The sequence below is a fragment of the Cellulomonas sp. Y8 genome (assembly GCF_008033115.1).
GTDB lineage: Bacteria > Actinomycetota > Actinomycetes > Actinomycetales > Cellulomonadaceae > Cellulomonas.
The window spans coordinates 1753527-1776013 of sequence record NZ_CP041203.1 but is presented as its reverse complement, the minus strand read 5'-3'; the positions used below and the strand labels follow the sequence as shown (position 1 = coordinate 1776013).

Below are 22487 nucleotides of genomic sequence, written 5' to 3'. Positions count from 1 at the left end.
GAGATCCGCCTCAGGCCGCCCCGCGGTGCCAGCGCCGCCGGGCGCAGGCGGGTCGCCCGGTCGGCCGCACCCGGCCCCCGCTACGCTCGCCCCAGCCGGCGCCGTGACGGGGCGACGCCGCGAGCGGGGGTGCGGCGCGTGGACGCGGACGTCATCGTGGTGGGCGGCGGGCTGGCCGGGCTGGTCGCCGCCGACGAGCTGGTGCGGGCCGGCCGGCGGGTGGTGCTCGTCGAGCAGGAGAGCCCGGCGAACCTCGGCGGCCAGGCCTGGTGGTCGTTCGGCGGGATCTTCCTGGTCGACAGCCCCATGCAGCGCCGGTTCGGGGTCCGGGACTCGGTCGACCTGGCGTGGCGGGACTGGCAGGGCACCGCCGGCTGGGACCGGCTGGACGGCGACCTGCCCGAGGACGCCTGGGCCGTGCGCTGGGGCCGGGCGTTCGTGGAGTTCGCCGCCGGGGACGCGCTGCCGTGGCTGCGGGAGCGCGGTGTGCGGTTCACGCCGGTGGTCGGCTGGGCCGAGCGCGGCGACGGCCTGCCCGGCGGGCACGGGAACTCCGTGCCGCGGTTCCACGTGCCGTGGGGGAGCGGGACCGGGATCAGCGAGCCGTTCGCGGACCGCGTGCGGGCCGCCGCGGCGGACGGGCGGCTCGCGCTGCGGTTCCGGCACCGGGTCGACGGGCTCGTGCGCACGGGCGGCGCGGTGACCGGCGTGCACGGCGCGGTCCTGGCCGACGACGACGCCCCGCGCGGGGTGGGGACGAACCGCGACGTGGTCGGCGACTTCACGCTCACCGCCCAGGCGGTGGTGCTGGCGACGGGCGGCATCGGCGGCGACCACGACCGGGTGCGCCGCTGGTGGCCCGACCGGCTCGGCACCCCGCCGCGCACGATGCTCACCGGCGTGCCCGCGTCGGTCGACGGCCGGATGCTCGACATCGCCGCCGCCGACGGTGTGCGCCTGGTGAACCGGGACCGCATGTGGCACTACACCGAGGGCGTCGCGAACTGGGCGCCGGTGTGGCCGGGGCACGGCATCCGGATCCTCCCGGGACCGTCGTCGCTGTGGTTCGACGCGCTGGGCCGCCGGCTGCCGCCGCCCGGGCTGCCCGGCCACGACACGGTCGGCACGCTCCGGCTGCTGCGGGCGGACCCGGACCTGCAGCCGTACGACCACTCCTGGTTCGTGCTGACCCAGAAGGTGATCGAGAAGGAGTTCGCCCTGTCCGGGTCCGAGCAGAACCCGGACATCACCCGGCGCGACTACCGGCTGCTGCTCCGGACCCGGCTCGGTCGCGGGGCGCCCGGGCCCGTCGAGGCGTTCAAGGCGCGCGGGGAGGACTTCGTCGTCGCCGGGACGCTGCGCGAGCTCGTGGCGGGGATGAACGCGCTGACCGCGGAGCCGCTGCTCGACCCCGCCGGGATCGAGCGGCAGGTCCGGGAGCGGGACGGGCAGCTGACGAACCCGTTCGCCAAGGACGCGCAGGTGCAGAGCATCCGGAACGCCCGGCGGTACCGCGGCGACCGGCTGCTGCGCGTCGCCCGTCCGCACCGCGTGCTCGACCCGGGCGCGGGGCCGCTGATCGGGGTGCGGCTGCGCGTCATCACCCGCAAGACGCTCGGGGGGATCCAGACCGACCTCGACGGCCGGGCGCTCGGGACGGACGGCGCGCCGGTGCCCGGGTTGTACGCGGCGGGGGAGGCGGCCGGGTTCGGGGGCGGCGGGGCGCACGGCTACCGGGCGCTGGAGGGGACGTTCCTGGGTGGCTGCCTGCTGACCGGGCGGACCGCGGGGCGGGCGGTCGCGGCCGCGCTCTGATCGCACGACGCCCGCATCGTTGCCACCTACACGTGACGGGCGCCCCAGGTGGCGGCCTGAGCGGACCCCTCAACCGCCCCCGGTCCCTCCGGCTGAGTGGTGCCGCCGACGTAGCGTCGACGACGTCGCGGCGTGCCGGGAACACGGTCCGGCGCCGCACGACGAAGGGAGTGGACGCGCGTGCGGAGGCTGGTGTCGCGGGTGGTCGCGGCGGCGATCGCGCTGACGGTCGGGGGGCGTGCTCGGCGCCGGGGCGCTCGGCGCGTCGAGCGCCCTGCCGACCGCGGGCGTCGACCTGCGCGCGGGGGCCGGTGGCCGCGTCGCGGTGCCGGTCCCGGCGCCGGGTGCCTCCTCGACGTTCCACATCACGGCGCGCCCGGCGCCCGGCGCGCCGTCGGCGCTCACGCTCGTCCTGGGCGAAGCCGCCGGACCCGCCGACGCGGAGCTGGAGCTCACCCTGAGCGACGACACCGGCGCGGTGCTGGCCGCGGGCAGCGCGCAGGGCCTGCGCGGCACCCGGGTGGCGCTGGGCCTGGTGGGGGACGAGCCGGTGACGGTGCACGGCACCGCCACCCTGGCCGACTCGGCGCCCCCGACGTCGGGGGGCGGCACGGTCGCGCTCGGGGTGCGGGTCACCGCCGTCCCGGACGGCACCCGGTGGACGCCCGGCTCCGGGGACCACGCCCCGGGCGGGATCGGTACCGGGGCCTCGGCGCGCATGGTCCGCACCCCGCCGGCGGTGCCGGCGGCCCGCCCGGTCACGAGCACCTGATCCGACACGACCCGAGGAGACGCCCGTGCACCACCTGCGCGAGGAGCCCGTCGAGCTCGCCCTGGCCGGTCCCGTCCGGACGATCGCCGACACCCACGGGTTGCCCGGCGGGACGGTCTGGGAACCGAAGTGGGACGGCATGCGGGCGCTGGCGGTCGCGGACGGCACCGCGACCGCCCTGCGCTCCCGGCACGGCGAGGACCTCACCCTGGCGTTCCCCGAGGTCGTCGCCGCGATCGCGGCGCACGTCCCGGCGGGCACGGTGCTGGACGGCGAGCTCGCGGTGCGCCGGGACGGGCGGCTGGACTTCCTGGCGCTGCAGCACCGGCTCGCGACCAGGCGGGCGGCGGGGTACGCCGCGCGGCACGCCCCCGCGGAGCTCCTCGTGTTCGACGTGCTGCTGCGCGGGCACGTCGACCTGCGGGACCAGCCGCTCCTGGAGCGCCGGGGTGCGCTCGCCGAGCTCGCGGCGGCCTGGCCGGCCACGCTGCAGCTGTCGCCGCTGACCGCGGACGCCGACGTGGCGGCCGGCTGGTTCCGCGACCTCGCCGGCACCGGCGTGGACGGGCTCGTCGCCAAGGGGCTCGACCAGCGGTACCGCGGCGGGCTCCGCGACTGGCTCAAGGTCAAGCACCGCTCGGCCGTCGACCTCGTGGCCACCGCGGTGACCGGACCGGTGGACCAGCCGGACGCGCTGCTGCTCGCGCTCCCCGCGGGTGAGGATCTGGTGCCCGTCGGCCGCTCGAGGTCGGTCGGCGCCGTCGCGGCCCTCGCGCTCGCGCGGGTCCTGAGGCCGGTGCCGGGCGGCGGTGCGGCCGCCGGCCCGGGCGCCTCCGCGGCCACCGCGATCGCGCCGCTCGTCGTCGAGGTCTCGGCGGACCTGCGCTGGTCCCGCGGCGCGCTCGTCGGCCCCGCCCAGTTCCTGCGCGCGCGACCCGAGCTGCACCCCGACGAGGTCGATCCGGAGCCCGTCGGCAGGTCCGGCGCCTGACTCGGGGCCCGTGCGCTCACCCATCCGAACGCAATCGGACGAAACGCCACATATCCGGAGGAAAGCGGGCGTACAGTTCGCGCGTGCCCCGCAGCCCGGAGGACTCCAGCGGCCTGGCCCTGGCGCGCCCCGTGAACGACCTGCACGAGACGGTGGGCCTGCCCGGCGGCACCGCCTGGGAGCCCAAGTGGGACGGCATGCGGTTGCTCGCGCTCGCCGACGGCGCACGCACGCTCCTGAGGTCCCGGCACGGTGCCGACCTGACGCTCGACTTCCCCGAGGTGACCGACGCGGTGGCCCGGCTCGTGCCCGCGGGCACCGTGCTCGACGGCGAGCTCGTCGTCCGCAGCGCCGGCCAGGTCGACTTCGGTGCCCTGCAGCGCCGGGCCGGCGCCGCGCACCCGGGCGCCTTCGCGGCCGCCCTGCCGGGCGAGTTCATCGTGTTCGACGTCATCCAGCGCGAGCACGTCGACCTCCGGCCGCAGCCCTTCATCGAGCGACGCATCGCCCTCGAGGAGCTCGCCGCCGGCTGGATCGGTCCGCTGTCCACCTCGCCCCTCACCGGCGACGCCGGCCTGGCCGCCCGCTGGTTCCGGGACCTCGCCGGCCTGGGCGTCGACGGCCTGGTGGCCAAGGGTCTCGACCAGCCGTACCGGCCCGGCACCCGCGACTGGCGCAAGGTCAAGCACCGCTCGGTCGTCGACCTCGTCGCCACGGCCGTCACCGGGTCGGCCGCCCAGCCGGGCGCGCTGCTGCTGGCGCTGCCCGTCGACGGCGAGCTGGTGCCCGTGGGGCGATCGGGCTCGCTCGGTCTCGCCGCGGGGCTCGCGCTCGGGCGGCTCGTCACCCCGCTCGGCCCGCCCGGCGGTGCGACGTCGGCCATCGCGACCCGGATCGCGCCGCTGGTCGTCGAGGTGTCCGCCGACGTGCCGTGGGCCGACGGCGCGCTGGCGCGGCCCGCGCAGTTCCTGCGGGCGCGGCCGGAGCTGCACCCGGTCGAGGTGGCGGCGGGCGCCGTGCTGGTGGGCTGCGGCTGACTCAGCCGGCGTCCGGCAGCCGACGGGAGCGTCGCTCGGCGGCCACCAGCCCGAGCACCACCGCCGCGCCCACGGCGAACGCCGCCGCCGCCAGGCCGACCTGCTCGCCCGGCGCCAGCAGCGTCCGGTCGTCCTCCTGCCACGGCCACAGCGCCCGCAGCGCCCCGGCCATCACGCCGGACAGCAGCACGAGCGTCGGACGGCGCTGGTGCTCCAGCAGCCACTGCAGCGCCTTCACGAAGCACGCCAGCCCGAGGACGATCCCGGCGAGGAACACGGCGACGTAGCCCCAGTCCCGGTCGTTCAGTGCCGCGAGCGTGGGCTGGTACAGGCCGAACGTCAGCAGCAGGAACGACCCCGACGTCCCGGGCAGCGCGAGCGCGCACGCCGCCACCGCCGCCGCGACCAGCACCACCGGGTAGGTGGGGCTCAGGTGCTGCGGCGGCAGCCCGACGAGCAGGAACACCGCGGCTGCCACGAGCAGCGCCCGCGCGACCTCGCCCGCCGACCACCGCGCGCCGGCCATCCGCACCGGCACCACCAGCGCCGCCGCCGTCATGCCGAGGAACAGGCCGTAGAGGGGGACGGGGTGCTCCTCCAGCAGCGGCGCGATGAACCGCACCGTGATCAGCAGCCCCGGCACCATGCCGACGAGCAGCGGCACGATGACCGACCACCGCACCTTCCGGAGCTCCGCACGGGCGCGGACGCGGTCGGTCGCGGCCAGGCGCAGCGCGGAGATCGCGTGCCCGGCGCCGGTGACGGCGGTCTCGTAGACGCCGGTGACCAGGGCGACGGTGCCGCCGCTGATGCCGGGCAGGGCCTCGGCGGCGCCGACGAGGGCGCCACGGGTCAGGGACCAGGGGGTCGAGGCGGGGCGGGGCGCGGTGGCGGCGGAGGCGTCGTCAGGCACCCGGGCGACGCTACGGGGCGTGGAGGCGCCGAGGCCAGGCGGCGGGGTACCTACGCAGGGCCGGATCTCGCGGAGCCGGCTCCCGGTCCGGAGGGGGTGGGCGCGTTCCCGGTCCGGGCGTAGAGCGATCTGCGCCACATTCTCCTGCAGCTGCCTTGGGGGGACGAGACGGATCTGGGTCTGGACGGTGCGGGATGTGCACCGGGCGTAGCCCGCGACCTTGGAGACGGGCGGCCAGGCGGCGGTGCCGTCGTCCTGGGCGTGGTCGGGCGTAGGCGATGAGCACGAGGTGCGCGACGGGGTCGTTCGGCACGGGCGCTTCCTCGAGCGCCCACACCATGCTCACCAGGCTCACGTGTGGTCATGCTCGCGCTCTTGCGGTCCAACGCTGGCGGTCTGGATTCGCCCTGGTCTCAAGCGCGGCGCCCAGGTCGCGGCCGCCGTCACCCTCGGGTGGCGACTGCAGATGGCGCTCCGCCATGCCGACGTGTCGGTTCAGCAGATGGCAGACGAGCTCGGCATGGCGAGATCCAGCCTGAGCCGGTGGCTCAACGACCGCGTCACGCCTCCCCGCGCGGCGCTCGTGACGATGTGGGCGTTGCGCACCGGTGTCCCGCTGCACTGGATCCGCTTCGGGCATGCAAGAACCCCCGCCCAGGGTGACCTGGACGGGGGTCGTGCTCTGTGCGTCGCACCTCAGGCGCGCGCGGGTGCGCGAAGACCGAGCGCCACTGGTGCGACCGCTGCGAGCCGGCGGCCCGGTGCCGGCTTGTCCGTGATCCGACCCGAGTGAGCCCATCGCCCTGTGATGCACCGGCGGCGGGGGGCAAATGGGTGAATCGGCCGGATGCGGGAGCTAGTCGAACCCTGCACCTGCGACCCTCCGCTCAGAGTCGTCCCACGAGAAACGGTGGCCGTCATGCCGTCGCGCACTATCTCTGCCTTGATCGGCTCGGCGCTCTCTGTGACCTTTTTGGTCGGCGCACCGCAAGCAGCGCAAGCTCTATGCCCTCCTCCGAGCACTCTATGCGCCCAACTCGCTGGTGACCTTCTCGACAGCGGAGGGTGCCGCGATCATCGCAGACATCCCGCTTGCCGCTGCAGCACCAGCGACTACCGCGGCGAGCGGCATCTCGCTCGGCGGCCTGGGAAGAATGGTCACTGGAGGCCTCGGCCTCTTAGGTTGGCTCGCTGGCGACGCAATAGTCGAAGACTCCGGCGCGCAGAACCTGGCAGGGCAAGGTGCCGTCGTAGACGCGGGCGGTTGGAAACCCTCTGGTACCCACCATGCCGAGACTGAATCGATGATCCTTGATATCGAGATTCTTGGTGTCAGCGGAGCGTACTACGACCGGCCCAGCACCGTGACGGTGACGGGAAACTATGACCTCTTGGTATCAACTCAGGTCAGTTTCGCACTGACAATCGCCTGCCGATCGAGCACTGGCGGCAACCTCCCGAGCCGGTACTTTCGCGAGTCCCCGGAGGTGCCGGCGAAGAAGGCTGGATCCGGCGTCTTTGTGTTCAAGACGACCTGCGACGGCGGTGTCGCGTGGATCGGGAGGGTTGAGCCCACCTCGCCCGGGAACTCGCCGAACATCTACTACTACCCTCCGGGCTCCCCTTCCCGTTCAGATGCGAACCCCACCCAGAGCCAGGGGCCCGCTGGAACTCTTCTGCGAAAACTCTCGTGCCGGGACTCGTCCGGCAAGGTGACCGAGGTTGGCCGGGGTGCGATGTATGAGCTCATCCCAGGTAAGACGCTGCCGCTGCTCGCGGCGTCTTGTCCCGCGGGGAGCAGTCCGGTCAGCTTCTCGTCCTGGTGGATCCCGGCGGACGGCTCACCTGCCCAGGTCCTGACGCCCAGCACAAAGACTCCCGACTGGGTGGCCAACCTCCCGCGCGACTACCCGAAGTGCGCCACGGCGACTTGCGAGGTCGCGCTCTTCCAAACAGAGGAGGCGGGCCTGCGGTCGTGCGGCTTCGCGGCGAGCGACTGTCCCGATTGGTACGTAGCAGCTGCCCGGTCGTCGTACGTGTGCAAGTGGGGATCGTACGAGGTAGCGCTGCACTACTGCTCGGTCTACCGGGACCCCGGAACCGTGCTCCCGAACGCGCATATCGGCAGCGACGGCTCGAGCTCGTACGAGCAGTGGCCTCCTCTTGAGCTCGGTACCCAGGTCGTGGCGCGCTTGATCGGACGCCTGGCGGACCGTTACGGCGCCGACGCGTGCGCGGCTCTTGGCGAAGCCGTGCGCCAGCGCGTGCCCGCCACCTCCGTTCCCGATGCGGTACTCGTGTGTGAGCACTTGGGGATCTCGACCGCGCTGCAGTGGATCCTGCGCGTGTCACCCGACCACCTGGCGCCCCTGGTCGAAGCACTCGTCGAGTCCGCCGACGGCCAGCCGATCACCATCCTCGAACCCGACTGCATCCAGCTCTCAGCCGACGGAAGGTGTCTAGACGAAGAGGGCCCCGAGAGCGAACCCGAACCTCAACCCGACCCGTCAGGGAGCGGAGTTCGACCGCCGCCCAACTGCCTGGACGACGTGGGCCGGCAACAACTCATCGACTCGATGGACCGAGAAGACCATCACATGGCCACGCACTACGGCTTGTGGGGAGCGAAGTTCCAAATGATCGCCAGCAAATACGGCCTCAACGTGAAGACGGGCGCATGGAACCTGCGCTCCATGCCGCACGCCGGGCCCCATCCCTGGAACTACCACAACTGGGTCATAGAGCGCATGCAGGAAGCGGACGACTATGCCCAGCAATTTCCGACCGAGCAGCGCACGATCGTGTTCCTCGCAGAGTTCCAGCGGGAGGTCGTCGACGTTGTACTGGAAGACCCGACAGTCGTGCGAGCGGCATACTGGAAGTGCCGCGACTACTACAAGTGGAGATGACGTGAGATTCCCCGCTCTCGAGCGCACGCAGCCTCAGTGGTACGAGCTGTCCGCCGACGCATCAGACGACGCCTCGCTCGGCGCCGAACCAGACGGGCACGGCGACGAGCTGGCGCGACGGCTGCGCGGGCCAGGGCGGATGGACGACGCCGGCGTGCCCAGGTGGCGATGGTTGTCGACGACTCGTGAGCCGTTCGACTTCGTTTTCACCGTGGACGCGGTGCGTCTGGTCAGCCCCCGCGTGCGGGACGTGCTCGACGCGCACCTCGGGCCGAAGGACGAGGTGCAGTGGCTGCCCGGGACGCTCAAGCACGGCGAGGGAGAGGAACTGACGTACTGGACCCCGCACTTCCCCGTTCACCACGACGTCCTGGACGAAGAGCTCACCGAGCGATCTCCCCGGCACGGCACGCCCGGGCGCTACTTCTACTCCCCGGCCAAGCTCGCCGGTCACGGGATGACGACCTGGCACACCCCCGCGCGAGAGATCGTGGGCTACGGCCGCGTGGTGCACATGCCGTCCCGCATCGCAGTGCTGACGATTGTCGTGAGCGCCGCGATCGCACGCGACCTGCAGGCGGCCGGCGTCACCGGCGCCCGGCTGTCGCCGGCACCGGTGTCGTAGCGCGAGCGGCGGCGGGCGCCCGACTCGTTGGCACCTGGGCTGCGGCGGCGGCGGTGAGGTCGGGCAGCGCGCCGCGAGTAGATCCGCGCGGGCGCGGGCGCGGACGCGGTCGGTCGCGGCCAGGCGCAGCCACGAGATCGCGTGCCCGGCGCCGGTGACGGCGGTCTCGTAGACGCCGGTGACCAGGGCGACGGTGCCGCCGCTGATGCCGGGCAGGGCCTCGGCGGCGCCGACGAGGGCGCCACGGGTCAGGGACCAGGGGGTCGAGGCGGGGCGGGGCGTGGGGGCGCCGAGGCCAGGCGGCGGGGTACCTACGCAACGGGTGCGGAGCCGTCCTCGGCCGGGTGTGGCCGGGCGCACGTCGATCCGGTTTGGGCAAGGGGCGGTGCGACCTGTACTCTCTTCAACGGCCCTCCGGGGCCGATGCGCCCGTAGCTCAATGGATAGAGCATCTGACTACGGATCAGAAGGTTGGGGGTTCGAGTCCCTCCGGGCGCACAGCGCAGAGCCCCCGTCCGACATCGTCGGGCGGGGGCTTCCTGCATCTCCGTACGCGATCCAGCGATACGGGACGCCGGTCCTCAGCGCCCACATCTTGACGAACGCGGCACGCGGCGGGGCGCCCTTGTCGTGAGACCACCGGCTGCAGGTCTCGCGGGTGACCCCCAGCTCCTCGGCCATGTCGTGCATCGACACGCCGGCGTGCCTGAGCGCCATCAGCATGCGCCAGCCCAGCGTGAGCACGGGGATCTCGCCATCACCGTCGAAGAGGTCTGCCGTCATGCCGTGATCCTCGCGCGGATCAACACCACCCAGTGGGCGGTGCTGCGGTACCTAGGTGGCATCGGCGCCGGCCGTCGGAGTGCGTCACCTTGTGACACGGTCCCGGGCCATGACGACGTTCGGGAACGACAGTCGGTCTCCGGCCAGACAGGCATCACGAAGCGCCCAAGTTGTCCGGCGCCCGTCACTGGGTCCGCGGGACGCCGCATGAGCCTGGTCAGCATGGTCTGGGCGCTCAAGGAAGCTCCCGTGCCGAACGACCCCGTCGCGCACCTCGTGCTCATCGCGTACGCGGACCATGCCCAAGACGACGGCACCGCGGCTTGGCCGTCCGTCGCCAAGGTCGCCGGCTACGCGCGCTGCACGCCTCGGACCGTTCAGACCAAGCTGCGGCTGCTCATCGGCTGGGGTCTGATCCGCCACGGCGACCAGCGGCTCGTCTCCCACCTGCCCGCTAACCGCAGGCCGGTCGTCTACGACCTCGTCATGGACGCCGAGGTCATCTCCGCACCGGTCGCTGGTGCCGAGATGTCGACGGACGCGCTCGACGAAGCTGCAGGTCAGGATGGGGTGAAGATCCTTCACCCCAAGATCGTGGCCGCGGGTCCTGTGGATAACTCGACCGCTGGGGTGAACCTGGCTTCACCCCAAGCCGAAGGTTCTGTGGATAACTTGCCCTCTGGGGTGAACGCTGCTTCACCCCATCCTGTGGAAAGCCCTGCCTCTGGGGTGAAGCCTGCTTCACCTCACAAATCGGGCTGGGGTGAAGCGCGGCGCACTTCTGGGGTGAAGCTGTCTTCATACAAACCGTCCTTAGAACCGTCCATAGAAAAACAGGGGTCGCCCCAGTCGGGTACGTCACCTGGAGTTATCCACAGGCCAGACGCTCGCGCGGTCGTGAGCGATCGCTGCCCGCGCCACCGCGACACGGAGATTCCCCCTCCGTGTCAGGACTGCGCGTCCGCCCGTCACGCACACGAGGCAGCGCGGGTCCTCGAACCCAGCCCTTGCCCGGACGGCGATCCCAGGGGCGCCTCGTACTGCGCGCTCTGCCGGCAACGCGCGTCGCCCGCGCCGTGGGATGCAAACACGGGCGGAGGAGCGCCGGAACCCCGCGGACGGACGGCGTGACGACCCGCCACAGAGCGACGCACCGCTCACGTCGCAGCCTCGCACCAGGTCCCTCAGCGGCTGGCGCTGCCCGGGTACCCGAACAGACCGAGGATCAGCAGCACAGCGGGCGCCATCGCCGCGAGCTTGATGATCCACTGCGGGATCTCCGAGGTGAGCGGCACCGGGCGCTCGGGAGCTACGACGATCCGCGGATCCAGCAGAGCACCTCGGAGGTGGTCGGCGAGCAACTCACGGCACACCGGCCGCGGGTCGGCTCCCTCCCGCAGATCGGCCTGCAGGCCCGCCGCAGCCGACGGGTCAGCTTCCCCTCGAAGCAGCAGACCCGGGACCTTCCGTCCCAGGAGCAGCACGTCACGCCGGCCTCGCAGGCGGCCCACGGCTCCACGGTCCAGGGCGCCCTGGCGCACCAGGATCCTTCGGACCACGAGGCCGAGCTGGCGGTCGGCCTCACCCCAGCGCACGGTCGCCCACATCCACGCCTGCCACACGAGCATGAACACCGCCGCGACGAGCACCGCGAACATGAAGGCAAGTAGGCCGGCCACCGTCGGGGCGCCGCTCTCACGCGCAGCGCCGACGGCCCACGACACGATGACCGCGCACACGATCGGGTAGTAGGCCAGAAGCACCACCTCAAGCTGAGACACCCCCAAGCAGCGCCGCAGGTCCCATCGCTCACCGGGCGTGAGGCGCTTGAGCTGCTCCAGCGTGTAGCCCGCCCTCGCGATCAACCACTGCGCGCGGCGCACGTCTCCCCGGCCGTCCGCCCCGAGCACCTCCGCCACGCGTTCCTTCGCCGGCGCCCCTCGGCGATACAGCCGTCGCCGCCCGCTCCCAAGTAGCGCCCCCTGGCGAGGCTGGCGAGTCAGTCGCGGAGTCGGCGCTTGCGTCGGTGCCTGCATCGTGGTCACGGCCAGATGCTGGCCCAGACCCCTGACACCAGCGCTTCATCACCACCTACACAGGCAACACCGGCAATACCTCTATTGCCCGCAGCACCACTGACAGAGGCAAGACGCCGCTACCGTCGGAGACGTCGACCTCCCTGGTGGCCGCCTCGGCGCCGCCGGCGACTCGATTGCCTCTGTTGCCTCCAATGGTGGCATTGCCGCCAAGGCCGGCATCACGCAGCAGCCGCGCATCACCTTCTCGACGCCACCTCTATCAGTGGCGCTGGAACTAATGGAGGCATTGCTGTGGCTGCTCGCACCCTGACCGCCTGCAACCAGAAGGGTGGCGTGGGGAAGTCCACGACGTCCTTCCACTTCGGACGAGCCGCGGTGCGCCGCGGCATGAAGGTCCTCGCGATCGACAACGACCCGCAGGGCAACCTCACGTCCTCGCTGAGCGCGGAGGAGGTCGGCGAGGACCAGGCTGGCCTGGCCGACGCCCTGAGCGCCCGGGCTCCCGAGGGACTGCGGGACGTCATCGTGCCGGGCATCTGGCCCGGCCTGGACCTCGTGCCGACCAGCGGCGTGACGCTGTCTTACGTCCGCGACGAGCTCGTCCTCGCCGGGGCCGGCCGCGAGGGGCGGCTGCGTGAGGCGCTGCGCGAGGTCAGCGATGACTACGACCTCGTGCTGATCGACAACGCCCCGAGCCTGGACCAGCTGACCATCAACGGCCTCACGGCCGCGGACCAGGCGATCATCGTGACGGAGTCCAAGCAGTGGCAGCCTGTCCGGGATGGCCTTGCTCCTGGAGACGATCGCCAACGTCCGGGCCTACTACAACCCGCATCTCGCCGCCGGCCCGGTCATCGTCAACCGGCACGACCAGCGAACCGTCAGCGGCCGCACCTGGATGCACGAGCTGTGCACCGTGGCAGCGGAGCGCGGACTCGACGTGCTGACTCCCGTGATCCCCCGGAAGGTCGTCCTTGCGGACGCCGTCGAGGCAGCCTGCGGCCTGGACGAGTGGGGGACCGGGGACGCCAGGGCACTCGGCACGATCTACGAGGGTCACCTCGACACGATCCTGGCGAGCCGGCCGTGACCCGGCCCACGCCCCGCCGGTCCTCCCTCGCCGGCGCAAGCCCCTTCCTCCCACCCGGCGCACCGCCGGAAACTGACCCGCTGACGGCCGGACACCGGCCCCCGGCAGCGGAGGCACCCGTCGCGGAGCCCAGCACCCCACAGGTCCAAGAGCAGCGCAGAGCGAAGGTCTCCTTCTACCAAGACCCCCAGGACACCGCCCGGGCGCGCGGAGCGCTACTCCACACCATGGCCGCCGAAGGTCCCCGCACCTTCTCCGCTCTCATCGCGACCGCCCTCATGACGGAGGTCGAGCGACTCGAGACGACCTACAACGACGGCCACCCTTTCCCACCCCCTCGGCCCCCGCGAACTCCCGCAGGGCCGACCCCTGAGCGGAGGCTGATTCACGTGGCGATGCCTTCTACGTCTGCGGCAGCTCCGAGCGGTACGTCTTCGAGATCGACGTTGAGACCCCCGGGCACGGGTACGTCCACCTCACGCGCCTCGGTGAGGACGGTCGGTGCGACGTCCTCGAGGGCGCCCGCCTCGGTCATGCTCTGGACGCGGTCACCAGCGCCGTCCTCGCGAACGAGGGCGTCGACCTCCCGGGCCTGTACCGCATCTCCGCCCCCCCCCAATGCCGAGAGCTCCTCCCCCAACTGCAGCGGGCCGTGCTACTCGCAAGCAGCGGCAGTGACCGGTTCGAACGGCTTGACCCTCGCCGAGAGGACGACGATGCTCCCGAACCGCCGTTGTGCGTGGCCTGCGGGGCAGGGGTCGGCGTACTCCGGCCACGTGACCATCTCGGAGGCCTGCGTCGACTCCGGACACGCACCGTTCGGCCGGTGCAACGACTGGCGCTGGCAGGCCGCCCAGGAGGCCTACGAACGCGACCTCGCCTGGTGGAAGACGACCCGCGGCCGTCGCGGCTAGATCACGGCGCGGCGGCCACCCGTCCGCACTCTTTCGACCCAAGCCGTCAGCCGCATCGAGACACTTGGAGGAACCATGCCCGACGACCCCTCGATCCTGACCGTCACCGAACTCACGACCGGGATGCGGAGAGCCGCCCGGGGCGATCTGCGCCGCGAGGCCGCCGTCGAGTTGCTGATCCGGCACTGGAGGTGGCTCACCCGACCCGACTTCCTCGCCACCTGCATGCGCCTGACCGGTCCCGACGGTGACCTGGTCGATGTCGACTGGGCGCTCGTAGCTAGCTACGCCGACCTGAGCGACGCGCAGCCGGCGCAGAGGGCCATCACAGCGATCGCGGCCCAGCTAGCTGGGCACTCAGCGCCGGGTACGCTGCCCGCCGGCCCCGGCAACATGCCTGCGCTGGGGTGGCTGCTCGCGAGCCTCGACCGCGCCGATGTCGCACTGGTCCTCGCGGGGATCTCTCACGCCGCCGGCACCCATCTGCACGTCGACCGCGTAGGAGAACCAACACCAGACGGCCGCTGGATCCCGACGGCGACAAGCCCGCGACTCCTGCTCGACGCGCTCCATGCCTGGCCAGAGCCAGCCGTTCCGCTCGAGGAGCCCGAGTGACGCGCCACCCGCCCAGCCGCGCGCGCAGACTCGGCCCGAAAGACGCCCGATACCCGCCGCTCGGGGGAATGTCCCACCCTGCTACCCCGCCGACCGTCTAGATTGCCGTCTCGAGCGTGCAGATCAGGGGCAGGGTCGAGCAGTGGGAGCAGCGTGAACTTCGATTGGTGGGAGCGGGTCGACTGCTCCGGCTGGGACGTTCTCACTGACGAGACCCAGTCTTCTGACGATGCCGTGTGGCTACGCGACCCAGACAAGGTCGGCTGGCTCTACAAGGCCGCCGGCGTACAGGACGACGGCAGGCGCGACGGAGAGGACTGGGCGGAGCTCATCGCCACGATGGTCTCTGCCGTGCTGGGCGTGCCATGTGCGGAAGTCCGCTTGTGCTCCGGCCCTCGGGGTGAGGGCTCGATCTCGCGGACCGTGATCCCCAAGCGGTACGACATCCGTGAGGGCCTGATCTGGGTGCCAGACCGGCTCGGCCTTGAGGAGTACCGCCCCAGGACGTCGGGGGAGTCGGTAAAGCGCCCAGGGCACAGCTTGGAGAAGATCCGGGACTCGCTACGCGGTGTCTCCAAGCCGCCTGGTGCCGAGCACCTCGTGGGTCTCGACGGGTACGACACGTTCGCCGGATATCTCTGCTTGGACGCGATCATCGCGAACAGGGACCGGCACGAGCAGAACTGGGCTGTGCTCGAGCCGGCTCTTGCAGGCGATGAGCCTACGATGCTTGCGCCGTCGTTCGATCACGGTTCCGGCCTGGGCTACAACCTCACCGACGACGCGCGCCGGGCCAAGTCAGCCGACCCCGAAGCACTTGAGCGGTTCGCCGTGAAGGGTACGGCGCACCGGTTCGAGCACAGCAAGGACGCAAAGCCGCTGACGCTGGTCGCGGCCGCCGCCCACGGTCTGTCGCTCGCGACTCCGACTGCCCAGGCCTACTGGCGCGATCGGGTGATGGAGCTCGACCTGAGCGAGGTGTGCGCGGCGGTGATGGATGCGGCCTGCGATGCGTTGTCGGACCCCGCCCGTACGATGGCTACGAAGTTGCTCGACATGAACCTGAGGAGGCTGCGCGATGAGCTCGATCACCGCATCTGAGGTGCTGACGCAGCCCGCCCGGACGCTGTCGCGGCGGGACCTGCTCGTGCTCTGGCAGAACCCCGAGAGCCGTGCGATCGACGCCGTCGGCAGGCTTTCTTTCGACGGCAATGTCTATACATTTTGCTACACCCGTCGCTCGGCTGAGGTGGAGGGCTTCCGGCCGCTTCCTGGCCTGCGCGACACATCGCACGTGTATCACTCAAGCTTTCTCTTTCCTCTATTTGCTCAGCGGGTCATGGATCCTTCGCGCCCCGGCTATGAGCGTTACCTGTCGCGCCTGGGTCTGACCCCCGACGAGTCGAGTCCTTGGGAGCAGATCGTTCGCTCGGGTGGAGTCCGCGAGGGTGACACTCTGCAGTTCCTGCCGTTGCCCTGCGTCGACGGTGGGCGTGCCTCTGCCACTTTCCTCGCTCACGGTGTGCGTTGGGTCTCCCGAAAAGAACTTCAGGTTGCCGCCGGGCCGATCACGGTAAGCGGGACACGGCAGGAGTCCGCTCTTGCTGATCTGCAGCCCGGGTCGGTGCTCGGTCTGCTGCCCGAGCCGGGCAATCCCGCCTCCGCGGACGCGATCCTCATCACCGCGAACGACGTTCCAGTCGGATACGTACCGGAGGTGCTGAGCGCCGCGGTGGGGCGGCTGGGGGAGGCGGCTCGCGTGCGAGTACTTCGGGTGAACGGCCCCGATGCGCCACCTCACCTGCGTCTGGTCGTGGCGCTGGAAGCATCCGTTGACGACGACTTCCGTTTCGATCCCGGCCACGCCTGGGACCCTGCTGTCAGCGAGGGGTGACCCTCGTGCCGCTGCCCTCCGGAAGTTCCAGCGTCATTTGCGCTGGCGACCTCTCGCTCGAACTAACCGAGCTCCTTCTGAGTTCGCCCATGATCGCGGTCGACACCGAGACGTCCGGCCTCGACTGGGCCGACGACGCGTTGCAGTTGTGCCAGGTTCACTCGGCGCGTACGGGATCGATCCTGATCCGCCCCGGGTCTGAGGTCCCCCAGAACCTCATTCGCGTCCTTCGTGACGACCGCGTCACAAAGGTGTTCCATTTCGCGCCGTTCGACCTGCGGTTCCTCTACAAGACGTGGGGAGCGGTTGCCCGCAACGTGCGGTGCACGAAGACGGCGCACAAGCTGCTGTACCCGCAAGCGACCCGCAAGGAGCACAGCCTCTCTTCTCTGGTCGAGCGATACCTCGGTGTCGACATGGAGAAGGGAGCCGTCCGAACGAGCGACTGGGGCGCGGAGCGTCTGACCGAGGAGCAGGTGACGTACGCCGCGCGCGACGTCGCGTACCTGATCCCGTTGCTGGCCGAACTCGAGGGTGAGCTTCGGCATGCAGGCATCTCCGATCTCTTCAGCGAGGTCTGCCGATACCTACCGACCGGCGTGCGGCTTGAGGTCGACCGGTTGCCCAACCCGTTCGATTACTGAGGCCGCATCGGCCAACGCCGAGGTGTCAGCGACGGACCACGTCGCACGCCGGCAACCACACGGCTCCGGTCATCACTCGAAGGTCGATCACTCGTACGCGCACAAGGATCCGGGTCCATTCGAGCGCGAGCGTGTCGAGGAGCTCGTCCCCGGTGGCCCAGCGCATCACCACCGACACCGGGATGGGCGGCTCGACGTCGTGGTGCACGCCGGCCGGCACGGGTCGCTGGTTCAGTAGCGGGACGGCGGCCGCGATGCGCGACATCCCACCCGGGACGGTCTGAGCCAGGTTCACCGGCGGGTCACCGCCGAGGCCCACACCCAGACAAATCCGCCACGGCCGTGGTCGTCGAAGTAGTGCACAAGGACCGTGCGAGAGGTCCAGGCAATGGCTTGCCCCTCGACCTGGACGTCGCGCCCGCGAGCGTCGATGATCCACGCCTGCACCGCGGGAGGGGTCTCCGGGCGCGTGACGTGCAGGCCAGCCGTCGCCCTCGCCGGCACCTGCCGAGCCATGTCACGCATCGGGACCCGGTCAACCACCACCCGAGTATCGAACACACGTTCGATCTACGTCGAATGCCCAGGTCATGCCCCCGCCGAAGTCGACGGCACTCGACCGCGCGCCCCTCGTCGGACGAGCTTGGGGCTGGTGGGCTGCGACCGGGGCCGCTCGACGGAGTCCCGAACGCCGCGCAGGGCCGGCTCCAGGAACGGACTGTTCGTTAAGCCAGCCCTCCGCCCACGCACGGCGCCGGGCTCTACGCTCGGGGCTCATGACGCTCGAGCAGGAACGCGCTCCCGTGCCAGCCGAGTTCCGCGACGTCGCACGCCACCTGCGCAAGATGTCGACGGCGATCAGCTCGTACGTGCACGTCGACGGCGCCCTGGCAGCACACGGTAGCCCCGCCCACCAGGACAAGCAGAACAGCACGTTCGATGGCGCCTGGGGCCACCCAACCGCGCGACTCGCAGCGAACGTCGGCGGCCAGCTCGTCGGTAGCGCCGACCACCTCGTAGGGCTCGCTGTGCTGATCACCGAGCCGCGGGCGGTGATGTCGATCGCTTCACTCGTGCGACCCAGCGTGGAGCAGGCGGCCGTGACGTACTGGCTCTACGCCCCGCGGATCGACGTCCGCGATCGGGTTCGACGTCTCACGAACCTGCAGCTGCAGTCGCTGACCGAGCAGCAGAACGCGCTCATGAGCGTCGCCGGCCACCGCGACCAGACGGCCGGTGCGACCGTGCTCGCGATCAAGAGCAGCGCCGAGCGTCTAGAGTTTCGGTGGGTCCGACCGAAGAACAGACGGGCTCGCGCCGGCTTCCTGCAGACCCCGCACCTCGACGAGCCGCTCCCGACCGAGCGGTTCCTGTTCAGCGACCTCTTCGGGGAGGCGGGCACCGATCCCGACGACATCATCGGCCGCGTCACGCAGTTCCTGACATCTGCGGTCCTGCACGCCCGCCCGCACGGGACGACGGCCTTCGTGCTGAACGTCGGTCCGTCGTCGGACCCCACGGTTGCCAGCGCGACGCTCGGGTTGTCCGCGGAGATGTTCGCAAACCTGATCGGGGCCGTAGTGCTCGCCAACGACATCATGATGACCCGCCTGATCGAGCACTTCGGCTGGCGTGACGGCCCCTGGCGGCGCGCGGTGCTGCCGGCCTACCTCGCCGTGCGTCCGCTGCTGCCAGGGACCCCTCCGTGGGAAGCGATCAGCCCCAGCCTGCGGCGCTGACACCACCAACGCGAACACCAACGCGACGAGCGCGCCTGCCACCGCCCGTACTCTCTCGAGCGCGACGGCGCCGACCTGCGGCCGCGGCCACACGCCAAGCGGCGCACCGTCCTGACCGAGCTCGCCGGCACCTGGTCCCCGTCCATGACGCTGTCGCCGGCCACCGACGACCCCGACGTCGCCGCTGCGTGCTTCCGGCACCTCGCCGCCGCCGGCATCGAGGGCCTGGTCGCCAAGGGCGGCGCCTAGCCCTACCGGCCCGGCCGTCGTGACTGGTTCAACGTCAAGCACCGGTCCCTGCGCGACGTCGTCTGCGCCGCCGTCATCGACCCCTGCGGCCGCGCCGGAGGCCGCCGTCGCCGGCCTACCGATCGACGTCGAGCTGCGCATCGTCGGACGCACCACCCCGCTCAGCGAGATCGCACGCCGGGACCTGGCGCGCCAGCTCGTCACGGCGGCCGGCCCTGGCCACCGTGGCCGGCCGCCGTGCCGGCGTCCGCCGTGCACGGCTTCGGCGCCGGCCGCGAGCCCGACCGCCGAGCTCGTCGCGAGCGAGCAGGCGTCCCGGGATCCGGATCCGTAGCGGCAGGGCCCTAGCCAGCGAGGTGCGGCTCTGGCCGATCGGCTCTGAGCCCGGGTCCTCCGCGTGTCCTCTGTCAGTCTCGAGAACGGGCCCCAGCCCTCGTGCTCGCTGGCTAGCATCGCGCCATGGCCGGCCGACGGAACAGCGATCGTCCGTGGTGGGAGCTGCCGCTCATCGCCGGCGCCTTCCTCCTTGCGCTCGTGAGCGTCGCTGTCGACTTCGCAGGGCCGGCAGGCCCGCGCCTGGGCTCCTGGGTGGTTCTCTGCGCCCTGCTTGTCGTGTGCGGCGGAGCCGCTACGGTCCTCGGCCCGTACGTTTGGCTCCGGCGGGTTGGAGTTGCTGTAGCCGCGAGCGCGTTCGTGGCGGCGATGGCCTTGACCGCCGTGGGTCTGGTCGCGGGCGACGACGACCCGGAGATCCCATCACCTGAGCGGCTCAACGGCACCGACCCCACCAAAGGCTGCGCGAACGGGTCAGGCATCGTGCACAGCGCCGACATCCTGAACGCGAGCGGCGCGCCGATCGCCAAGCTCGAGGTTCGGTACTCGCCGGCCTGCCAGACGAACTGGGTACGGGTGAACAACACCGTCGAGGGCGCGCTGGTCGAGAAGTACATCGCCATCCCTGGCGGAGCCGTCGAACAGGAACAGGACCGCGGGGTCGGGTGGTCCTACAGCATGCAGGTGTACGCGCCGGACTCGACCTGCGTTGACGTATCGGCCGTGATCAGCCTCGACGGCAGCCTGCTCGGCGACTACAGCACGCAGGTCTGCTGAACGAGGGTGCGCGCGGCGTGCGTCACGCGCGCTCACCGCACGTAGCTTGAGCTACGGCGTCACGGGCCGAGGTCGCCACGGGCGCCCCTGGGTACGTCCCACCCAGGGCCACCCGCTGGTCCTCGCTGGCCGCCAGGACCCGATGCTCAGCCCCGCTGGCTGCGAGGCCGCTCGCCCCTGCGACTGGCTCGCGTGGGCCCTGGGCATCGCGTTACTCGCGAGTGGTGTCACGTCGCCGAGGCGGCGACAAGGACGTCGACGAGGTCAGCGGTGTTGGCGAGCAGCTTGGTGTTGTAGCGGCGGTCGACCTTGCCTTGTCTCATCCGGTGCACCCACTGCTTCTCTGTGACGAGGACGTCGCAATACACCGCGGGTACGGGCAGTGCGACCACGTCGGCGAAGTCGTTTGGCTCCCACTTCTGCTGGGTCTGCCGGTGCTTCGCGGACCGCATCGCGTTCGTGACGTACCGGGTGGGTATGTCGTCGATGAACGAGATCAGTTCGCCAACGGTGATGCCGTCCATGAACTCCTGGTACGTCATCCCGATACGGCCGAGGGCGATGGTGACCGCTGGGCGGATGTCGCCGAAGTCGGTGGCGCGGACCGCGACGTCGATGGCGTCGCCAGTGAGCCTGTTGGTCGCGATCGTCGCTGCGACCTTGTTCTCGAACTCGACGAACCGCTCGGCGTGGTCGGAGTCGGAGTGGGCGAAGCCACTGGCGCGGTACGCATCGGGACCGGCGCGGAGCAGGGCTTCCTCAGCCGACTGGTTGATGAGCTCGCTCAACCGCGAGCTCAGCCCCGGTGCTAGTGACACGCCCCCGTCGGGCAGGGCAGACAGGTCGAGTTCGGGCCAGTCAAGGCGGCCCTCTCCGATATGGCGGATACCGATGCCGAACTCCTGCACCTGCCGCGGATGCTCGGGCCGCCCGAAGCGCCGTTTGAGAGCCAGGTCTATCTCGCGATCGAGTAGCGGGAACGGCAGCGCCATCGTGTGCTGATTCGAGAGTTCCAGCATCGTGTCGACGACGTCGTCACGGGAGCGGTCGTCTCTGCGCTTGCTTGTCTCCCAGTATCGGTACATGTCGAGCGGAAACGACACCGTCCCGGCCGCGACGCCGGCCCTGGCAAGAGTGAGGGCGTCGGCGAACTGACCGCCCCGTGGGTGGCCAGCCGCAGCCCGCGCAAGGTCCACCCACTTGTTCTGGTCGAGGTAGACGCGTAGCACGTGCTCATCTTTGCGGAGCCTGCAACTTGGCTCCACCCCCACTCGTCCCCGCGCGGAGCACCGCGGCACCTACAAGACCGAGTCAAAGCCCGTCGCCTAGGTTGAGGCCGGACCGCTCGGTCTCACCAGCGCCTACACCATCGGGCACGTCGCCGGCCGGTCGGACGTCGACACCGACCTCATCCGCTCGACCGCCTCCAACGTGCTGCGCGCCGCGCACGCCATCGCCATCACCACCAACCCCGCCGCCTGATCGATCGCGGTGCCCGGCCGCACGCGGAGCCGGGCACCGCTCGAGCCGCTCGAGCGGGGCGCGGTTCCAGCCAGCATCGATCCGGCGAGGACCGCCGGCCGGGCGCCTGCGCCCACGGCCGGGGCCTCGGGCCTCGGACCCCGGCGACGACCAGCCCGTAGCCGTCCGGCCTGGTGCACCACTCGTCCACCCGGGCACGCCGCGAGCTCCATCGCTACGCGGCTCGTGGCGCACATGGGAGGACGACAAGACCCAGCTGGCGCCCGCACCCAGGCCGCGCCGTCACCTCAGGAGGTCGGGCGGCATCGTGCGCGCGGCCTGCACGTACCGCGGCACCCGTCTCGGCTGCGGCCAGTGCTGGGACGACGCCATCACCGTCGACGCCAGCGGCATGCCCCACCCCTCCCTCGTAGCAGCGGACCACTGAGTGTCCCCGGGCGGACAAAGGCACCTGGGCGAGAACCGAGAGGATCGCATCATGAGCGACATGTCCCACGCAGGCTCCGGTGCCGTGGCTCAGGTCGTAGAACCCCGACTGCGAGAGGTTGTCGTCGGCGAAGAGCAGGTCGCCCGGCTCCCAGGCGACGAGGGCGACGTAGTGGCCTTTGTCCTCGGGGCGAGCGTGGACGACCTGGTCGTACGGCAGCGCGCGACACCAGGCCGGTGCTCGCCTGAAGGTGCGTGCCTGCCCGTGGATGGTGAGTTCGAACGGCTCGCTGAGCTGCAGTGCGGAGAGCATGGGGACCTTCCTCGGAGGGTAGGTGTTCGCCGGCGGCGGGCTTGTCGTGGTGGACACGTCTGGTCAGAGCCCGTGCACAGCCGAGGCGCGCGCGAGGTGCGCCGCCGGGTGGTGGTGAGGGCCGCGG

The 22487-nt window shown here is 71.3% G+C and carries 22 protein-coding genes, 1 tRNA gene and 2 pseudogenes; 17 read left to right on the top strand and 8 right to left on the bottom strand.

Annotation, left to right across the window (positions count from 1 at the left end; translation table 11 throughout):
• The first annotated feature begins 138 nt into the window (after positions 1-138).
• From FKM96_RS08055 to FKM96_RS08040, 4 genes are all read left to right on the top strand, one after another.
• A complete protein-coding gene (locus FKM96_RS08055) occupies positions 139-1815 on the top strand; it encodes an FAD-binding dehydrogenase (protein ID WP_147794808.1) in 1677 nt (558 codons plus the stop codon).
• Positions 1816-2053: 238 nt separating this feature from the next.
• Positions 2054-2587 (top strand): hypothetical protein, encoded by a 534-nt coding sequence (locus tag FKM96_RS08050; protein WP_147794807.1) that lies wholly within the window; start codon positions 2054-2056, stop codon positions 2585-2587.
• Positions 2588-2612: 25 nt separating this feature from the next.
• A complete protein-coding gene (locus FKM96_RS08045; protein ID WP_147794806.1) occupies positions 2613-3578 on the top strand; it encodes an ATP-dependent DNA ligase in 966 nt (321 codons plus the stop codon).
• Between the two features lie 83 nt (positions 3579-3661).
• Positions 3662-4615 (top strand): ATP-dependent DNA ligase, encoded by a 954-nt coding sequence (locus FKM96_RS08040; protein ID WP_147794805.1) that lies wholly within the window; start codon positions 3662-3664, stop codon positions 4613-4615.
• Position 4616: 1 nt separating this feature from the next.
• Here FKM96_RS08040 and FKM96_RS08035 read toward each other — a convergent pair whose 3' ends face one another.
• The gene (locus FKM96_RS08035) at positions 4617-5528 is read right to left on the bottom strand and encodes a DUF368 domain-containing protein (RefSeq protein ID WP_147794804.1); all 912 of its coding nucleotides are present in this window, start codon (positions 5526-5528) and stop codon (positions 4617-4619) included.
• 466 nt (positions 5529-5994) lie between these two features.
• Between FKM96_RS08035 and FKM96_RS22170 the strand changes: the two genes are divergently transcribed.
• The 3 genes from FKM96_RS22170 (at position 5995) to FKM96_RS21920 (ending at position 9062) form a co-directional block, all read left to right on the top strand.
• Positions 5995-6321 (top strand): helix-turn-helix domain-containing protein, encoded by a 327-nt coding sequence (locus FKM96_RS22170; RefSeq protein ID WP_371300526.1) that lies wholly within the window; start codon positions 5995-5997, stop codon positions 6319-6321.
• 250 nt (positions 6322-6571) lie between these two features.
• A complete protein-coding gene (locus FKM96_RS08025) occupies positions 6572-8437 on the top strand; it encodes an AHH domain-containing protein (RefSeq protein ID WP_147794802.1) in 1866 nt (621 codons plus the stop codon).
• A 1-nt stretch (position 8438) separates the two neighbouring features.
• Positions 8439-9062: a hypothetical protein gene (locus tag FKM96_RS21920; RefSeq protein WP_305764250.1), complete on the top strand. Its 624-nt coding sequence runs from the start codon at positions 8439-8441 to the stop codon at positions 9060-9062.
• 153 nt (positions 9063-9215) lie between these two features.
• Here FKM96_RS21920 and FKM96_RS21915 read toward each other — a convergent pair.
• Positions 9216-9422 (bottom strand): annotated as a pseudogene (locus FKM96_RS21915) (undecaprenyl phosphate translocase family protein); the annotation flags it as partial.
• Between the two features lie 65 nt (positions 9423-9487).
• Between FKM96_RS21915 and FKM96_RS08015 the strand changes: the two are divergent.
• A tRNA-Arg gene (locus FKM96_RS08015) sits at positions 9488-9560 on the top strand.
• 1469 nt (positions 9561-11029) lie between these two features.
• On the opposite strand, the gene FKM96_RS08010 is transcribed toward FKM96_RS08015, so the two are convergent.
• Positions 11030-11764: a hypothetical protein gene (locus FKM96_RS08010; protein WP_147794801.1), complete on the bottom strand. Its 735-nt coding sequence runs from the start codon at positions 11762-11764 to the stop codon at positions 11030-11032.
• Between the two features lie 132 nt (positions 11765-11896).
• Here FKM96_RS08010 and FKM96_RS22165 point away from each other — a divergent pair.
• Together FKM96_RS22165 and FKM96_RS21015 are read left to right on the top strand one after the other, a co-directional pair.
• Positions 11897-12592, top strand: a pseudogene (locus FKM96_RS22165) (ParA family protein); the annotation flags it as partial.
• A 73-nt stretch (positions 12593-12665) separates the two neighbouring features.
• Positions 12666-12974: a hypothetical protein gene (locus tag FKM96_RS21015; RefSeq protein ID WP_210417490.1), complete on the top strand. Its 309-nt coding sequence runs from the start codon at positions 12666-12668 to the stop codon at positions 12972-12974.
• A gap of 385 nt (positions 12975-13359) precedes the next feature.
• On the opposite strand, the gene FKM96_RS20595 is transcribed toward FKM96_RS21015, so the two are convergent.
• Positions 13360-13509, bottom strand: a complete 150-nt coding sequence (locus FKM96_RS20595; protein WP_168216917.1) for a hypothetical protein — start codon at positions 13507-13509, stop codon at positions 13360-13362.
• 241 nt (positions 13510-13750) lie between these two features.
• On the opposite strand from FKM96_RS20595, the gene FKM96_RS20590 reads away from it, so the two are divergent.
• The 5 genes from FKM96_RS20590 to FKM96_RS07980 all read left to right on the top strand — a co-directional run bounded on the left by FKM96_RS20590 (position 13751) and on the right by FKM96_RS07980 (position 17041).
• Positions 13751-13888 (top strand): hypothetical protein, encoded by a 138-nt coding sequence (locus FKM96_RS20590; protein ID WP_168216916.1) that lies wholly within the window; start codon positions 13751-13753, stop codon positions 13886-13888.
• 75 nt (positions 13889-13963) lie between these two features.
• Positions 13964-14503 (top strand): hypothetical protein, encoded by a 540-nt coding sequence (locus FKM96_RS07995; protein WP_147794800.1) that lies wholly within the window; start codon positions 13964-13966, stop codon positions 14501-14503.
• A gap of 153 nt (positions 14504-14656) precedes the next feature.
• Complete coding sequence (locus FKM96_RS21400; RefSeq protein ID WP_147794799.1) at positions 14657-15604, top strand: hypothetical protein; 948 nt, start codon at positions 14657-14659, stop codon at positions 15602-15604.
• Positions 15582-16397, top strand: a complete 816-nt coding sequence (locus FKM96_RS07985) for a hypothetical protein (protein WP_147794798.1) — start codon at positions 15582-15584, stop codon at positions 16395-16397. Before FKM96_RS21400 ends, FKM96_RS07985 begins: the two co-directional genes overlap by 23 nt.
• A gap of 89 nt (positions 16398-16486) precedes the next feature.
• On the top strand, positions 16487-17041 hold the full coding sequence (locus FKM96_RS07980) for a ribonuclease D (protein ID WP_147794797.1): 555 nt from the start codon (positions 16487-16489) through the stop codon (positions 17039-17041).
• Between the two features lie 25 nt (positions 17042-17066).
• Here FKM96_RS07980 and FKM96_RS07975 read toward each other — a convergent pair whose 3' ends face one another.
• On the bottom strand, positions 17067-17306 hold the full coding sequence (locus FKM96_RS07975; protein ID WP_147794796.1) for a hypothetical protein: 240 nt from the start codon (positions 17304-17306) through the stop codon (positions 17067-17069).
• Between the two features lie 26 nt (positions 17307-17332).
• Positions 17333-17584 carry a hypothetical protein gene (locus FKM96_RS07970; RefSeq protein WP_147794795.1) on the bottom strand — a complete coding sequence of 84 codons (252 nt, stop codon included), beginning with the start codon at positions 17582-17584 and terminating at the stop codon, positions 17333-17335.
• A gap of 233 nt (positions 17585-17817) precedes the next feature.
• Between FKM96_RS07970 and FKM96_RS07965 the strand changes: the two genes are divergently transcribed.
• On the top strand, positions 17818-18780 hold the full coding sequence (locus FKM96_RS07965) for a hypothetical protein (protein WP_147794794.1): 963 nt from the start codon (positions 17818-17820) through the stop codon (positions 18778-18780).
• 708 nt (positions 18781-19488) lie between these two features.
• The gene (locus FKM96_RS07960; protein WP_147794793.1) at positions 19489-20139 is read left to right on the top strand and encodes a DUF2690 domain-containing protein; all 651 of its coding nucleotides are present in this window, start codon (positions 19489-19491) and stop codon (positions 20137-20139) included.
• Positions 20140-20366: 227 nt separating this feature from the next.
• Here FKM96_RS07960 and FKM96_RS07955 read toward each other — a convergent pair whose 3' ends face one another.
• Both FKM96_RS07955 and FKM96_RS07950 read right to left on the bottom strand, forming a co-directional pair.
• On the bottom strand, positions 20367-21368 hold the full coding sequence (locus tag FKM96_RS07955) for a hypothetical protein (protein WP_147794792.1): 1002 nt from the start codon (positions 21366-21368) through the stop codon (positions 20367-20369).
• A gap of 467 nt (positions 21369-21835) precedes the next feature.
• Positions 21836-22360: a hypothetical protein gene (locus FKM96_RS07950; RefSeq protein WP_147794791.1), complete on the bottom strand. Its 525-nt coding sequence runs from the start codon at positions 22358-22360 to the stop codon at positions 21836-21838.
• Positions 22361-22487 lie beyond the last annotated feature (127 nt).

Excerpts from the sequence above, each read along its gene's own strand:
- FKM96_RS22170 (WP_371300526.1), top strand. The coding sequence starts at position 5,995 with ATGGCGCTCCGCCATGCCGACGTGTCGGTTCAGCAGATGGCAGACGAG.
- FKM96_RS21015 (WP_210417490.1), top strand. The coding sequence starts at position 12,666 with ATGGCCTTGCTCCTGGAGACGATCGCCAACGTCCGGGCCTACTACAAC.
- FKM96_RS20595 (WP_168216917.1), bottom strand. The coding sequence starts at position 13,509 with ATGACCGAGGCGGGCGCCCTCGAGGACGTCGCACCGACCGTCCTCACC.
- FKM96_RS07995 (WP_147794800.1), top strand. The coding sequence starts at position 13,964 with ATGCCCGACGACCCCTCGATCCTGACCGTCACCGAACTCACGACCGGG.
- FKM96_RS07985 (WP_147794798.1), top strand. The coding sequence starts at position 15,582 with ATGAGCTCGATCACCGCATCTGAGGTGCTGACGCAGCCCGCCCGGACG.
- FKM96_RS07980 (WP_147794797.1), top strand. The coding sequence starts at position 16,487 with ATGATCGCGGTCGACACCGAGACGTCCGGCCTCGACTGGGCCGACGAC.
- FKM96_RS07975 (WP_147794796.1), bottom strand. The coding sequence starts at position 17,306 with ATGTCGCGCATCGCGGCCGCCGTCCCGCTACTGAACCAGCGACCCGTG.
- FKM96_RS07965 (WP_147794794.1), top strand. The coding sequence starts at position 17,818 with ATGACGCTCGAGCAGGAACGCGCTCCCGTGCCAGCCGAGTTCCGCGAC.
- FKM96_RS07960 (WP_147794793.1), top strand. The coding sequence starts at position 19,489 with ATGGCCGGCCGACGGAACAGCGATCGTCCGTGGTGGGAGCTGCCGCTC.
- FKM96_RS07950 (WP_147794791.1), bottom strand. The coding sequence starts at position 22,360 with ATGCTCTCCGCACTGCAGCTCAGCGAGCCGTTCGAACTCACCATCCAC.